The organism is Viridibacillus sp. NPDC093762 (genome assembly GCF_050279675.1).
In the GTDB taxonomy this organism is placed as follows: domain Bacteria; phylum Bacillota; class Bacilli; order Bacillales_A; family Planococcaceae; genus Viridibacillus.
The window spans coordinates 1-15,361 of record NZ_JBNNUK010000003.1; the positions used below are offsets into that span (position 1 = coordinate 1).

16 protein-coding genes are annotated in these 15,361 nt (G+C 35.6%); all 16 read right to left on the reverse strand.

Going from position 1 to position 15,361, the window contains the following annotated elements:
* Positions 1 to 275 precede the first annotated feature (275 nt).
* Positions 276 to 1,514 carry an ABC transporter permease gene (locus ACQKM9_RS05480; RefSeq protein WP_427733397.1) on the reverse strand — a complete coding sequence of 413 codons (1,239 nt, stop codon included), beginning with the start codon at positions 1,512 to 1,514 and terminating at the stop codon, positions 276 to 278.
* On the reverse strand, positions 1,507 to 2,406 hold the full coding sequence (locus tag ACQKM9_RS05485) for an ABC transporter ATP-binding protein (protein WP_427733398.1): 900 nt from the start codon (positions 2,404 to 2,406) through the stop codon (positions 1,507 to 1,509). The genes ACQKM9_RS05480 and ACQKM9_RS05485 overlap by 8 nt, the downstream gene beginning before the upstream one ends.
* A gap of 79 nt (positions 2,407 to 2,485) precedes the next feature.
* Positions 2,486 to 3,016: a DUF2812 domain-containing protein gene (locus ACQKM9_RS05490; protein WP_427733399.1), complete on the reverse strand. Its 531-nt coding sequence runs from the start codon at positions 3,014 to 3,016 to the stop codon at positions 2,486 to 2,488.
* Positions 3,017 to 3,337 carry a PadR family transcriptional regulator gene (locus ACQKM9_RS05495; protein WP_427733400.1) on the reverse strand — a complete coding sequence of 107 codons (321 nt, stop codon included), beginning with the start codon at positions 3,335 to 3,337 and terminating at the stop codon, positions 3,017 to 3,019.
* 326 nt (positions 3,338 to 3,663) lie between these two features.
* Entirely contained in the window at positions 3,664 to 4,425 is a 762-nt protein-coding gene (locus tag ACQKM9_RS05500) for a tRNA threonylcarbamoyladenosine dehydratase (RefSeq protein WP_427733401.1), read from the reverse strand.
* Between the two features lie 231 nt (positions 4,426 to 4,656).
* Complete coding sequence (locus ACQKM9_RS05505) at positions 4,657 to 5,643, reverse strand: N-acetylglucosamine kinase (RefSeq protein ID WP_427733402.1); 987 nt, start codon at positions 5,641 to 5,643, stop codon at positions 4,657 to 4,659.
* Between the two features lie 87 nt (positions 5,644 to 5,730).
* On the reverse strand, positions 5,731 to 6,828 hold the full coding sequence (locus ACQKM9_RS05510; protein ID WP_427733403.1) for a DUF871 domain-containing protein: 1,098 nt from the start codon (positions 6,826 to 6,828) through the stop codon (positions 5,731 to 5,733).
* 24 nt (positions 6,829 to 6,852) lie between these two features.
* Entirely contained in the window at positions 6,853 to 8,181 is a 1,329-nt protein-coding gene (locus tag ACQKM9_RS05515) for a PTS sugar transporter subunit IIC (protein ID WP_427733404.1), read from the reverse strand.
* A 58-nt stretch (positions 8,182 to 8,239) separates the two neighbouring features.
* Entirely contained in the window at positions 8,240 to 8,560 is a 321-nt protein-coding gene (locus ACQKM9_RS05520) for a PTS lactose/cellobiose transporter subunit IIA (protein ID WP_427733405.1), read from the reverse strand.
* Positions 8,561 to 8,578: 18 nt separating this feature from the next.
* The gene (locus ACQKM9_RS05525) at positions 8,579 to 8,890 is read right to left on the reverse strand and encodes a PTS sugar transporter subunit IIB (protein ID WP_427733406.1); all 312 of its coding nucleotides are present in this window, start codon (positions 8,888 to 8,890) and stop codon (positions 8,579 to 8,581) included.
* A 219-nt stretch (positions 8,891 to 9,109) separates the two neighbouring features.
* A complete protein-coding gene (locus tag ACQKM9_RS05530; RefSeq protein WP_427733407.1) occupies positions 9,110 to 10,282 on the reverse strand; it encodes a GNAT family N-acetyltransferase in 1,173 nt (390 codons plus the stop codon).
* Positions 10,283 to 10,444: 162 nt separating this feature from the next.
* Positions 10,445 to 12,163: a phosphoenolpyruvate--protein phosphotransferase gene (ptsP, locus tag ACQKM9_RS05535; protein WP_427733408.1), complete on the reverse strand. Its 1,719-nt coding sequence runs from the start codon at positions 12,161 to 12,163 to the stop codon at positions 10,445 to 10,447.
* Complete coding sequence (locus ACQKM9_RS05540) at positions 12,157 to 12,426, reverse strand: phosphocarrier protein HPr (RefSeq protein WP_038187323.1); 270 nt, start codon at positions 12,424 to 12,426, stop codon at positions 12,157 to 12,159. The genes ptsP and ACQKM9_RS05540 overlap by 7 nt, the downstream gene beginning before the upstream one ends.
* A gap of 23 nt (positions 12,427 to 12,449) precedes the next feature.
* On the reverse strand, positions 12,450 to 13,169 hold the full coding sequence (locus tag ACQKM9_RS05545; RefSeq protein WP_427733409.1) for a sugar isomerase domain-containing protein: 720 nt from the start codon (positions 13,167 to 13,169) through the stop codon (positions 12,450 to 12,452).
* A gap of 4 nt (positions 13,170 to 13,173) precedes the next feature.
* Complete coding sequence (locus tag ACQKM9_RS05550; protein WP_427733410.1) at positions 13,174 to 13,896, reverse strand: GntR family transcriptional regulator; 723 nt, start codon at positions 13,894 to 13,896, stop codon at positions 13,174 to 13,176.
* 44 nt (positions 13,897 to 13,940) lie between these two features.
* Positions 13,941 to 15,107 (reverse strand): N-acetylglucosamine-6-phosphate deacetylase, encoded by a 1,167-nt coding sequence (gene nagA / locus ACQKM9_RS05555; protein ID WP_427733411.1) that lies wholly within the window; start codon positions 15,105 to 15,107, stop codon positions 13,941 to 13,943.
* Positions 15,108 to 15,361 lie beyond the last annotated feature (254 nt).

Sequence of the window (15,361 nt, forward strand, 5' to 3'; positions counted from 1 at the left end):
TTAAAACCTGTTTCACAGGTATACCTGTTAATCGCATTTCAATAGCCTTCATTTTCAAATCATATGGATAACTCACTCTTGTTCCCATAAAAAAAACACCTCCTAATTGAATTTTAGGTATCTAAACCCGAATTCAATCTAAGATGCTTTTTTTATTTGTCTATACTTTTGGGGTCAGTCCCATTTAAACAAAGGAACCCCCTTACTTTAGTCATTAAAGCTTAAGGGGGCTACTCCTATAGATTATTTTTGTCCATGTATAATATCTAAACTTATTATGTCGTAACTTTTAATACTGTTTTAATTTTTTGTATAATGCCACCCGTGCTATAAGTTAATACACTTCGTTTGTAGAATGATAGACTTAGCATGAATAGCAATATTACAGTCACAACAAGTATACCGAGTGAAATCATTGGCTCTGAAGCTGCAATATCGGTTGCACCAATACGAAGCGGCATTACCATTCCTGAAGTAAACGGAATATAAGAACATACTTTTACTAATAATGTGTCTGGACTATACATTCCTGATAATAGGACGTAAAATCCACCAACACCAACCATCATTGCAGGCATCATCGCTTGACCTGACTCTTCTACTTTTGACACAAGCGATCCAAGTAGGGCACCCATAATGAGGAATAATAATATAGTTAATATTAAAAACGCCAGTACATATGCGACATATCCAGCTGATAGACTATTGATTACTTCTATTACTGTATCCCATTTTTCACCGCCATCTACTAATATAAATAGTAACGATTGAACTACAAGTAAAATAACAATTTGCGTTACCGCAAGTAAAAATGTCCCTGTTAATTTTGCCAAGAAGTGTGTCACTGGTTTAATACTCGCAAGAAGTACTTCTAACACACGCGACCCTTTCTCAGAAGCTACATCCGTCGTAATCATCGATAAGAATGACATGACAAACCCGTAAATGATGAATCCAACTATCATTGATGCGCCTATACCCGCTGACTTCTCATCTTCGCTTTTACCACCAGCAGCTTCTTCATTTAAGTTTTTTGTTGTAATCATTGTCTCAGATTGTAAAATCTTATCTGCTTGTTCTGCAGTTAAATTGAGCTGTTGTACTTCATAAAGCTTCCCTGCATATTGGATACTAGACGATAAGCTTTGCTGATCATTAAATTTAAGTGGATTAAATGTTGCAATTTCAGCTACTAAAGATCCAGCCTTTTCTTGAATGAAAATCGCAGCATCCAAATCTCCGTCCTTTACCTTTTTCTCAACTTTGCTTTCATTCTCTTTTGGGAAAGAAAATTCAACATCTGCACTGGAAGTAAAAAGCGCTTTGAAATCCGCATCCGTATCATTTAAAACTGCAACTTTTAAAGGCTCTTCCGAGAACAGAGCTTCTTTAATATCTGACCAGAACATCACACAACTAATGACGACAAGATATAATAGAATAGAGAAAATAAATGACTTCGCTTTAATCTTTTGCTTATAAAGTTGCTTTACTAATATCCAAAACTTAGACATTGCCGCCACCTACCTTATCTTTGAAAATTTCATCCAGTGATAAATAATCCAGGCTGAATTTTTCGATGTAATCACCTTTTGACACGATATCGAAGATTCCTTTTGCATATGATTCATCCTCTAAAGTAAGCGTGTATTGTTCTTTACCAATAGCTACATCTTTTACTCCTTGTAAAGCTGTAAGTTCCTCTATAGCCATATCTGTTCTCACTGTTAACTTTGTTTTACCATATTGTTTCTTCAAATCTAACAAACTACCAGAAAACAATGATACTCCTCGTTTTAACAAGCATAAATGATCACATAACTCTTCCACGTTTTCCATTTGATGACTTGAAAATAGAATCGTCGTACCGTTTTCCTTTAAAAATAAAATAGCTTCTTTTAATAAATCCTTGTTCACAGGGTCTAATCCGCTAAACGGTTCATCTAGAATTAAAAACTCAGGTTTATGTATGAAACTAGCGATAAGCTGCACTTTTTGTTGATTCCCTTTAGAAAGAGTCTCTGCCTTGGCCTTACGCTTTTCCTCTAACTCAAAACGTTCAATCCAATAGTTCACATCTTCTTTTAGCTCTTTTTTCTTACGTCCTCTTAGTTCACCAAAGAAATATAGCTGATCCTCCACTGTCATGGTTGGGAAAATACCACGCTCCTCCGGTAAATAACCTAGTAAATCACGGTCTATCGAGTGGATTGACTCCCCATTCCACGAAATCGTCCCAGCTGTTGTTTCTTGCAAATCTAAAATCATACGAAAAGTCGTCGTTTTCCCGGCACCATTTTGACCAATCAGACCGAAAATTTCACCTTTTTCAATTGTAAAAGAAAGATTATCCACCGCCACAAAATTCTGATATCTCTTCGTAACTTCTTGAATTACTAACGCCATTAAAAGTCTCCTTTTCTAAATGCATTTACATTGTGTTTTAAAAAATAACATTTTCTCACAATCTAGTTTTGCTTCATATTCAAATATGAAACAATATCTGAGATTTTTTTAGTTTCCTGATTTTATTAAATGTATATAGCATAAAAGTAAATAAGGTAACTGCCATACCCAGATTAATACCGGTAATAAAATCAGCAACATCCGTTTCATTATTCAAGAAAAGATTAATGGAAAATATGAGTACATTAAATACGATAATGGCACTTGGAATTGAGATAATTCGATGATAATGAGCCATTTTAGATGCCGTATCAGTATAAATTTCAAAAGGTTCTTCACTTGCATCTTTCCTTAAATAGACCCATCCAAAATAAGTATCTACATGCTCTATGCCACTATCTTGTAAAAACTCGATATACTCTATATTTTCTTGACAATTTGTTTTATCTTTAAGTTTTTCTAACTTGTAGTTATAACTTACGGTTGCATCCTCTTCAAACGTATATCGTAAATAATTTACTTTTTTAAGTTGTAGACCTTTCTTAGATTGTTCATTTAACCACTGCTCTTCCTTTTCGAAGTCCCAAAAACAATTATATGCGCCCCTCATCTATTCAATCCCTCCTTTACTCATCAATTCTCCATTCATTATTAATTCTTTCATCCTCACGATTTCGGCTTCCACTTCGCTTTTTCCTTGTGCAGTAATCATATATTGTTTCTTTCTGGTTGACTCTCCTGCCTCAACAGTTTCAATCCAACCTCTCTCAACCAAAGACTTAAGCGCTCCATATAAAGTCCCTGGTCCAAGTTGTACACGTCCCCTGCTCAATGATTCTACCAATTGCATAATCCCATATCCATGCCTTGGTTCATATAGCGCCAGCAGAATATAATACACACCTTCTGTTAAAGGTCCATGTTGTTGCATATAAAATCACCTCTTTACATCAACAGATTATATCGCTAGACAACATATAAAGTATATCAGCAGACGATATACTTTTCAATTGAATTTTAAACATTTTTATCCATTTTTTAATTTTAATCCCTTTAACAAAAAAATGCAAAAGCTCATAAGCTTTTGCATTTTAAATTCTTTATTTTCAAATATAGTTTATAAATTTCAACTCAGTACTTCTATTAACCATAATAGTGAACTTTATTATCGAAAAGAGTTTCTAAGCATTCTTCATTGCATTTTGGGCACTTAGACAATAGTTAACTCTACGCTATCATTTCATATAACGAACTAAATTAATCTCTCACCGTTTTAATCTCAATATCACTCAAAATATCTCGTACTACCCAGCTAGCCGCAATTAATCCAACTGAAGATGGTACGAACGCATTTGATGATGGCGGCAATTGCGCTTTACGAATTTCAGCTTCTGGTTTACCGACTGTTTGTACAACATCTGGGCGAACGACAATCGGGCTTTCATCAGAAAAGATTACAGGTATTCCTTTTTTAATACCTTCTTTTCGCAATTTTACACGAATTACCTTTGCTAATGGGTCGGTATGTGTTTTTGAAATATCAGCAATTTGAAAACGTGTTGGATCCATTTTATTTGCTGCACCCATACTTGCAATTATTTTTACGCCACGTTTTAAGCATTCTTTCATAATATGAATTTTATATATAACTGTATCTGACGCATCAATCACATAATCTGGTTCATAACTGAAGAACTTTTCATACGTTTCTTCTGTGTAGAACATATGCAAATCTATGACTTCACAATCAGGGTTAATATCAGCAATTCGCTCCTTCATAACAGCTGATTTTGAACGACCAATTGTCGACATATAAGCGACTAGTTGTCGGTTAATGTTCGTAATATCTACATCGTCTTTATCTACTAAGATTATGCGACCAACACCACTTCTTGCACATGCTTCAGCAGCAAACGATCCAACTCCTCCAATACCTAAAATTGCTACAGTAGTATTTTTTAGTTTATCTATTCCATCTTTTCCAATGGCTAATTCATTCCGTGAAAATTGATGTAACATATACCTTTCACTCCGTTTAATTTAAATTTTGTAAGTAATCCTATCCTATTAGTAAGAAAATAGGTATCGTGAAAAATATATACAAAAAGTTAGATGATTGCAAGGATTGTCGTAAGGAATTTTTATAGTAACTTTGAATTTGGATAAATTCTAAAACAATAATCTACTAACAAACAAATCCCGTAAATTCGATACTAGCGACAACTAGCCAATTTACGGGATAAATAATACTTAAACTTCACTACCAGATTTCAACAATTGATCATTAAATATCTCGACAAAACGCGGATCTATGTATTGTCTACATTTTTTCAGTCCACCTACAACTGCTCCTCCAATTGGTGGCATAAGAGATGGATAAAACTGAATTTCTACAACTTCTTTTTGCGCCAATTTTTGTAGAATGGGAATGAAAAGTTCTACATTCGAGAATACACCACCTGCCAATACAACAGGGATTTTATCTTTTGACCAAGTCATTTGATCCAAACATGCTTTAATAGATTGGAAGTATTTTTCGCATGCCTTTTGAATAATGATGCGAGCTACTATATCTCCTTTTTGAGCTTCTTCGCTCACATACATACTAAGTGGAGAAATAATTGCTCTTGGGTGCCCTTCTCCGTAGACTTGGTCAATTATTCGAGGAACCACGTCTACTTGAAAGTGCTGACACAACCTCGCTGTTAGATTAGTTTGATATCCTCTGCCATCATAGGCTTTAAATACAGATTTTAAAGCCTGTACCCCCAAATCATAGCCACTTCCTTCATCATCAAACAAAAACCCCCACCCGGATGTACGTATAATATGGTGTTGTTCATCTACCCCTAATGTAATAGCTCCAGTTCCTGCTATTTGTACAATTCCTTCAGAACCTAAAGTACCAGCATACAACGCATTAGTCGCATCATTTGCTATCTCAATCGTCGCCTCTTTTGGTAAGTGCATATGTAAAACATTCATTAGAATTAAATCATATTGTTTTTCTTTCACCCCAGCCATACCTGCAAAGCAGCTTGCAATTTGAGCAAAAGCAGTTGGGTTCTGTGATTTTAAGATTATTAATACTTGATCGATTACTTGTTCAAATTCTTTTTGACTCATTGTTGTAGGATTACTTTTACCGACTGTCACCATTGCATGGATATGTCCGCCTTCGTCACTAATAACAGCACATGTTTTGGTGCCGCCGCCATCAATCGCTAATACAAACATCTTCATCCCCCTAGCTACTTACTTCACCAAAGATAAGTAAAAGGATTGAGAACTATAGATTCATAGCACTCAACCCTTTTACTCATTCTAGCTTTTTTTCTCTACCATATTAAATCCAAAAGATTCCCATGGTCGAATTTTCTCAAGTAAATAAATTTCTTCTGGTACAACTTTTGCTACAATATTCGTACTTCCTGAATTCGGTATATCTTTTAGCACTAACTGTAACTCACCTTTGTAACGGGTATCCTCGTCATTATCTATCGTGACATCCCCTGTTCGAATATCAAATACATCATGTTGTCTGAATTGCTCCGCTTTGTATTTAACACGAGATTGTGTACTACGAATCACGTATTCAGAGACATCCCCACGGTTAAAGTGAGGTTCTTCAAAGATGATTTTATTTTCCACCTCTGAATTTTCAGCTGATGGTACAATATCAAGTTCTAATTTTTGACGATTCAGTTTTCCCAATGCTTGTAACTCTTCTTCAGTTGCATACATATTCCCAATGATTAAATCATCAATTAGACCAGTATGCCAAAGATCTTTTGCTTGAACTGTGATTGGTAAACCACGATGCTCCTCTAATGTAGGTAAGCCGTACGGTGTTTCCTCCCAAGGTCCATATTGAGCATGGTTCGAAGAAATCATCGCCGCAGTACGAATATGATTGTCTTTAAATAACTTTGAAGATTTAATAAAATGATCTCTCGAAAGACCTGTATACTTTCTTGGATAGAAATTATGGCAGCCGATAATATTTTCACGATTTGGTTGATAAGACAAAATATTTTCTACATACTTTGTACCGTTACTAATATTAAGTTCGACTTTTAAGTTAGAAGCGTCCAATGACATGAACGCCTCCTCGTGTCCAGAGAATCCCATATCTAAGCGTAATGCAGCTAAGTGATACTGTTCTTTTAAGGTGCCAATATCACGATAAGTTAAGCCTAATTCCTCAAAAACTTGCGGAGCGATGTCAGCGGAAATATCAAAGCCAAGCTGTTGCGCAAACTGATTGATTTGTTGTAACTTTTCTTTTTCCTCAGTATTTTTCACAGACATTAGACAAGTAAAAATGCGACTAAAACCATGATCATGTGCTAGTTGGATATAGTTTTGCATTTCTTCTAACGTACTATGTTGAGGATAAATTGAAATTCCTAATCTTCTCATTTGAATACCTCCGCTTACCATCTATTAAACGTTCACTTTTTCTGCTTCTGGTTTTTTCATTAGTTCTGATTGATTTGTTGTAGATTGTTTTTTTCCTTCTGTTTTATCTATTTTAGTTCTCGATGCTGCCACTATAAACGGTAAGTAGATACAAACTGAAATAGCGATTAAAACGACACTTAAAACTCCACCTGTCCATGATTGCGTTGTTAACCACCCATTGATAACTGGTGGAACCATCCAAGGCGTCGCAACAGTTGCTGCTGGAACCCATCCCCATTTCGTTACGAAATAAGCAATTGATACATTAATCATTGGTGTTAGAACAAACGGAATAACTAAGCTTGGATTTAAAATGATTGGTAAACCAAACATCAATGGCTCATTAATATTGAATAGCGAAGGTGCGGCACCAACTTTACCTACCGTAGTGTACTGCTTATTCCTTCTAGCGAATAGGAATATAGCAATAACTAAAGCAATTGTTGTACCAGATCCACCCATATTTACGAAAGCATCAAAGAATGGTTTGTTAATAATATATGGTGCAACTTCACCAGCATTAACTGCTTGAACGTTTTTAGCAATTGCATCAAGATTAATAGTTTGCATAAATGGATCGATAATATTCGCACCGTGAATACCAAATGACCAAAAGAATACAGGGACAAATGCTAAGATCAGGGCTGCAACCCACGTGTTTGTTAAACCCATAAATGGTTCTTGAACTGCTGAATAGAATGATGCAATAATATCAGACATATCAAAACTTGTTGAAATGATTGTTCTTACTAAAGCAAATAATGAAATTGTTATAATAGCGGGTAATAATGCCGCAAATGATTTTGTAACTGCCGGTGGTACACCATCAGGCATTTTAATCAATAAACGCTTGTTACCAGATAATCGTGAAAACAGTTCCGAAGATACGAGTGCAGCTATTAATGCAACGAATATGCCACCGGTTCCTGTGGTTAGACCACTTAAGCCGCCTTCACCGAATGTTCCGAATGTCAGATAACAAGATAAACCAATTGCTCCCGCAGATAAGCCATCTTTACCATAGCTTTTAGCTAAATGGTACGAAACTGTAAAGGCAAGAAGTAGAGACATAATGGCGAATGTCGCACTCCACACGTTCCCCCCCCATTGCGTCCATGTTCCATGTGCCCAAATTGAATCCATTAATTTTTGATACCCTTTAATCGGTAAGTTATTGATTATTACTGCTAACGAACCTGCAATAGTTAACGGCATAATTGTAATAAAGCCGTCACGAATTGCAACTAAGTGCCTTTGATTCCCAATCCTCGCTGCTGCTGGAACGAACTTCTCCTCAAAAAAACGAAACATCCCTCTCCACTCTCCTTTGTGTTATAGATTATTTCTATGGTAAACACCAAAATTGATGTTAAGCCCCTTGTAGACGGTCATATAAATCTATAATTTCTATTGCTAAATCCTTAAAAGTTATGGCATTCATCAAGTGATCCTGTGCATGAATCAACATTATAGATACCTCTACTTTTTCTCCCCTAGCTTCTTGTGTTAATAATGCTGTTTGAGAATGATGTGCTTCTACTAAAGATTTATTAGCTAATGTAATTTTCTCTTTAGCAGCGCTTACATTTCCTTGTTTAGCAAGTTGAATCGCTTCCATACAATCACTTTTCACGTTGCCACTGTGCAAAATCAGCCCCATAATTGACTGTAATAAATCTGTTTCTTGCATGACCGTAAACCTCCTTGATTATCCAATTAAATTCAGTGCGTGTTGCAACACTTTTTCGCCGTTCATCATGCCATAATCACTCATATTGATCACTTCGATTGGGAAGTTTTTAGCTTTATATTTTGCTTCAAATGGTCCCTTTAAATAGCGTACTTGAGGTCCCAATAATAAGACATCGATATCTTTTCTTTCTAATGTAGAATCAACTTCACTCTCTGAAATTGCGAAAATATCTGCAACTAAATTTTGTCCTTCAGCAGCCTTTTGCATTTTAGTTACTAGTAAACTAGTACTCATACCTGCCGCACAAACGAGCATAATATTCTTCATGAAGAGCACCCCTTTTTTGTAATATAACTCCTAAATTGAGAATAGCAGAAATTGGTCTATACCACAATACCTCGAACGCTCTTTATTTTCCTTTTTTTCGCATTTTTTTATTGGCATATTCATGAATAGCTTGAATTTACTGATTTTTCTATCAACTGGTATAGTCCAAAGTTTTTTTCGAATTTTTTTTGGTTAACTATATATTCGTTTAAAAACACATTAAAAATATTCATAAAATGACGGTTTTTCTGTTCTTAACGCTTTGCTCCAAAGCTTTAAGACTGAATCATCAAGTTGATGATCAGAGTAGAGCATTGTTTCTGTAACGCTTAAATATCCAACTATTAGAGCTGAAAAAATATTAATCGACAAAGATAGAATTTGGCCATTAGCTACACTATCCATTTCAATTACTTCTGTTTGACCTTCTCGATTGATACAGTAAAGCTTCTCATTCCACTTGGCAAACGGGTCCTGAATACGTAAATACAGGTTTTCCGTTAACTCTGCCCAATTGTATTCTTTTAAAAATGCTTGCACATCCACAATTCTCACCATACAGTCTTGGACAAGCTCTTTCTTGAATTGTGGCTGGTTAAAGTGGAATCCGAAATGACTTGTTCCTGCAGTATTACCAGTAATGTGATAAACACTTGCACTATGAGACGAGATATAACGCCAAATTGCTTTCTCAGCATCATGATCCTTTACGACAAAGTCTTTAATAATAAAAGTGAGATTTTGAATTTGATAGCGTACAAAACCTTGGATTTCATCGTCTTTATAATAAGCTGCAAAATGACTGTCGGGCTCTCTACGCTGAATTCTTTTCCACCAAGCTGCATCACGCTTCATAGAACCATTCATTACCTCTGCATTGTCATTATAAAAAGTACATACCTCATCAAAAAGCTGTTCATCAAGCCATTCAAAACTAAATCTTTTTACAACATCTAACTGATTACCGAAATTAGGGAATGATTCACTAGGTATTGAATAATTCAGCTTATCAAAAAATAATTCCCACCCGAAATAACGATAAAAGGAAATAGAAAATGGAGCTAATACAGAAATACATTGACCATTTTCTCGCATTTCTTCCAAAGCACGAATCATCAATTTTTTCATAATCCCTCTATTTCGATACTCTGGATAAGTACATACGAATCCAATCCCTCCCATTTTGTACGAGATTTGGTGAATCGTCATATTCAATGGGAGCACAAGCAATTGACCAACTATTTTTTTTCCATCATATGCTCCAATTGTTGTACTGTATTCTACCCAATATTGAAAATCATCTCTTTTTTCCCCTATATATTTATTCGAAAAACTATAATCTCGTAAACGATGAACTTGTTCACTATCTTCTAGTGGTACTAATTGGATCATCTACTTCTCCCCCTTAAGAGCACAACTATGTTTTATCTTCTAATTATGAGAATTAATATTATTATATTGATATTTTCGTAAAAAAAAGTCGACAATACCAATCTTCAAGGGTTGCCGACATTCTATTAGTGAATAAGAGATTGCTTTCTTGTAATAACCAAACTAATTGTTCGTGTTTAATAGTTTTTTCATAAATTGTTCCACTTCCATCGAAGTTGAAAGTGAAAGTATTTTATCTAAATATTGCGTTAATTCTGCTTTTGAAAGGTCCGAAATTTGCGACCGCGCACGCAGAATAGAAGAGGCACTCATTGAAAATTCATCTAAACCTAAAGCAAGTAAAATAGGTATAGCTATTTCATCTCCAGCCATTTCGCCACACATACCTACCCATTTACCATTCGCATGGCCTGCATCAATGACCATTTTTACAAGACGTAAAATAGCAGGATTGAATGGTTGGTATAAATAAGAAACTTTTTCGTTCATGCGATCTGCTGCTAAAGTGTATTGGATTAAATCATTAGTACCAATAGAAAGGAAATCTGCTTCTTTAGCAAATAAATCTGCAATAAGCGCAGCTGAAGGGATTTCTACCATCATGCCAATTTCAATATCTCTTGAAACTTCAATTCCTTCACTCAACATCTTCACTTTTTCTTCTTCCAATACAGCCTTTGCTTTACGGAATTCATCAATTGTTGCAATCATAGGGAACATAATTTTCAAATTACCATAGACACTTGCACGGAGAAGTGCACGTAACTGTGTACGGAAAATATCTTGTTGTTCCAAACAAAGTCTTATGGCTCTATGCCCTAAGAAAGGATTCATCTCTGGATCTAATTTCAAATACGGTAATTCTTTATCTCCACCTATATCCAACGTTCTAACAACTGTCGGTTTTTGACCCATTTTTTCAAGTACTGTTTTATAAGCAGTAAATTGCTCTTCTTCTGATGGCAATTCTTGACGATCCATATATAAAAACTCTGTACGGAATAAGCCAATGCCGTCACCGCCGTTAGCTAAAATATTGTCTACATCCTCTGGCTTTCCAATATTGCCCGCTAATTCTACATGGTGTCCATCAACACTTATACTTTCTGCTGTTACAAATTGCTGGAACATTGCACTCTCTGCTGCTTGCTCTTCTTGAGCCAATATATACTCCGCAACTATTTCTTCTGTAGCATCTAATAATACTGTTCCCTTTGTACCATCTAAAATGATCTTAGCTCCGTGGGGGATATCTGTAGTTGCTTGTTTTGTCCCTACAACAGCAGGTATTTCCATTGTTCTTGCTAAAATAGCCGAATGAGATGTACGTCCCCCGATATTTGTCACAAAGCCTTTCACATGCGTTTTATCAAGCTGTGCAGTCATCGATGGTGTTAAATCATCGGCAACAATAATAACATCCTTTGATAAACGACTATAATCAGGTAATTCAATGCCCAATAAGTTCGCTAACAAACGCTTTGCTACATCACGAATATCAGCTGCACGTTCTTGCATGTATTCATTGTCCATAGATTCAAATAACTCGATAAACATAGTTGAGGTTTCTTGCAATGCAAATTCAGCATTTATACCTTCATTTATCTGAACATCAATTGCGTTTAACATTTCAGGGTCTTGCAGCACTAATAAATGCGCAGAGAAAATTTCAGCTTTATCATGACCAAATTTCTTTTCCGCAGCTTCACGAATTGCTTCAAGTTCAATTTTCGTTTTAGAAACAATTTCTTTAAAGCGTAATTTTTCTGCTTCTATATCAGTAATAGTCAATTTGTCAAAGGTTAGATCCGGTTCTACTAAGCAGTACGCATTCGCAATAGCTATTCCATTCGAGACAGCAATACCTTTAATCTCTAACATTCTTGTCCTAGGCCTTCTGAAATCATTAATTCTGAAACTTTTGCGATTGCTGCTTCTGCATCTGAACCTTCTGCTTTAATTGTAACAACTTCACCAGTTGGAACACCTAATGACATAACACCTAAAATAGATTTTAAATTGACTGTTTTACCTTTGTACTCAAGCTGTATATCTGATGCAAATGGTGTTACACCTGCAACCAATACTGTAGATGGACGTGCATGTAATCCTACTGAACTAGTGATTTTATAAGTTTTTTCCATATTAATCTCCCCCATACTAATATTTATTCGAAGTTAATTCGTCTACTATACTTCGCTATCATACAATCATTTTTTTCTTTACTTCCATCTAGATTTGCACTTTCAAATACAGGCGGCTCGACACCTTCACTAGCTAAAATTTCAATCACTTGAGATAATATCGTATTTAAGATAGCAGAACCGATTGTCGTTGATGCAGGACCATACTGAACACTATCTTTCCACAACACCCCATCACCTATTGGGATATGCGTATCTAATACGAAGTCTGCCGTTTCTTCTAGGCGTTTCCCTGTACTATGTTTTGAAAGTTGCTCTTTATAATGAAGTGACTGTAATGAAATAACACGCACTCCAGCTTCTTTTGCTAGTATTGCAACATCAATAGGTACAACATTTCTACCTGACGTGGAAACAATTATTAATACATCATTTGGATTGAACTCAAATTGATGACGATGTTGCAAAACGAAATTAGGATCTTTCTCATTAGCAGAAGAGGTCAGTGCACCCTTATGTAACATCAATGACTCAATGAATATGGGACGTACTGGTACTAATCCACCAGCACGGTAAAAAGCTTCTTGTGCTAGAATATGAGAATGACCACAACCGAATAGTTGTAAAATACCTCCGTTTTGGATACGCTCAGCTATCAATTCGGCTGCTTTTGTCATATTTGAATGTTCCTCTTCTACTATTACATTTAATAACTGTTGAACCTCTTGAAAATATTGATGCATGTTATCACCTCTGTATTTCACTAATAAATTTATAGCGATCTGCGCGATATGTACTACGCACTAATTCAAACGGTATTCCAGTACTTAAATAACTTTTTCGTTCAATAATTAATACTGCTGATGGTTGCTCAATATTCAGTAGCTTACTATCTTCTTTTGTTACTAGTGCTGCTTCCATTAACTGCGAAGCATGACCAATCTTTTTATGATGTCTTTCTTCTATTAGAGAGTATAACGAACCCAGGACCATACTCTTATCCAAATCTGGAATGATTTCTACTGGTATATACGTTCGTTCAATAGCCATTGGTAGCTGATCTGCGTTACGAATTCGAACAACGGAAAATACTTCATCTCCCGTTTTCATTTGCAATGCCTTTGCAATATCAATTGGAGGTATGATTTTCTCAAAACGAATAAGTTTATTGCTTGGCTCATAACCTCTTGAACGCATATCTTCTGTAAAACTTGTTAATCCACTTAAGGGTTGCTCTAATTTTGGATTCGCTACGTATGTACCGCGGCCTTTTTCTCGGTAAAGCAATCCACTATTCACTAAATTAGTAATTGCTTGCCTTACGGTCATACGGCTTACACCTAACTGTTCAGAAAACTCTCTTTCAGAAGGAATATTCTCACCTATCTTATATTCCTCTTCGAATATTTTACCTTTTAAATATTCTTCAATTTGTATATACATTGGAACTGGTGAATTTTTATCTAACAAGCGTTTCTCCACCTTTCATGTAGCCCTACCAAAACTACAGCTTGTTATTGTGTTTCTTTTTCATATACAACTTTACCGCGACAGATAGTCTTTTGTACATTTAAATCTTCATCTAAAATAACTAAATCTGCATCCATCCCGTTACCGATATACCCTTTGAATGGTAATTCGAGCTGATCAGCAGCATTTTTTGAAGACATAGCTACTAATTCTTGTAATGTACATTTCGTGACAGCATGTATATTTTTTACGGCTTGTTCCATTGTTAGTACACTTCCAGCTAAAGTACCATCGGATAAATGTGCACCCTTTTCAGTTACATGTACCGCTTGGCCACCTAAATCATAAACACCATAATCCAGCCCTTTTGCCCTCATCGCATCCGTTATCAATATAATTCGAGATGCTCCTTTTAATCTATAAGCGAATTTTACAGATTTCGGGTGACTATGGATGAAATCTGCTATAATTTCTACCTTTAAATCATCTTCTAGTAATACATCTCCAACAACACCTGGTTCTCGATGATGAAAAGGGCGCATTTGGTTATATAAGTGAGTTGCTTGTTTTGCACCGAGCCCAACGGCACGCTCTATTTCATCGGACATAGCATCAGAATGGCCTAATGAAACGACGATTCCTTCTTTACTAATTTCCTCGATAAATCCAAAACCATTATTTACTTCAGGAGCTACTGTAACTTGTTTTATGCGACCTTTACTAAGTTCTTGCCAGTGATGAAACTGCTCAATAGAAGGCTCAATAATATATTGTAGCGGTTGTGCTCCTGCTCTTTCCTTTGATATATATGGACCTTCAACATGAATCCCTAACATTTCTGCTTCTTCTAAAGTCCCTTTATAAGTAGCAGCATTTTTTAAAGTTGCTTCAATGGCATCTACTGACTGTGTCATAGTCGTTGCAAGAAAACCTGTTGTCCCCTCTTTAGGCAACGAATGAGCAATACCTCGCATGGCTTCTTTTGTTGCATCCATGACATCAAAACCAGCTGAACCGTGTATATGCATATCAATAAATCCAGGGAAAACAATCCATCTTTTAGCAGTTCCATCAATAGTATGCTGTGCTTGAATACTTAATCCCTTACCAACTTTCGTAATTTTACCTTCTTCTAGGTACAGATCACCTACATATGCCTCTTGGTCATAGTTCACAATCGTTACATTTGAAATTAGAATAGTTTCACTCATGTACAGTCTCTCCTAATTAAAATCAGAAAAAGTCATCTCTTCTTTCTGATTTTCAGTATCCTATCTTACCTCAGCTAGCTATTAATAAAGCACTTTATCATAAACCTCATTTTTTTATTGATGATTTTCAATTTCATGAGATTTCGGATATCCGATATAAATATTAAAGTATTTCAATGCATATCTTGTTCATTTTACGTTCTGTGAAAATAATCATTTCTATCTGGAAGTGCTTCCTATAGCGAAAACCTATT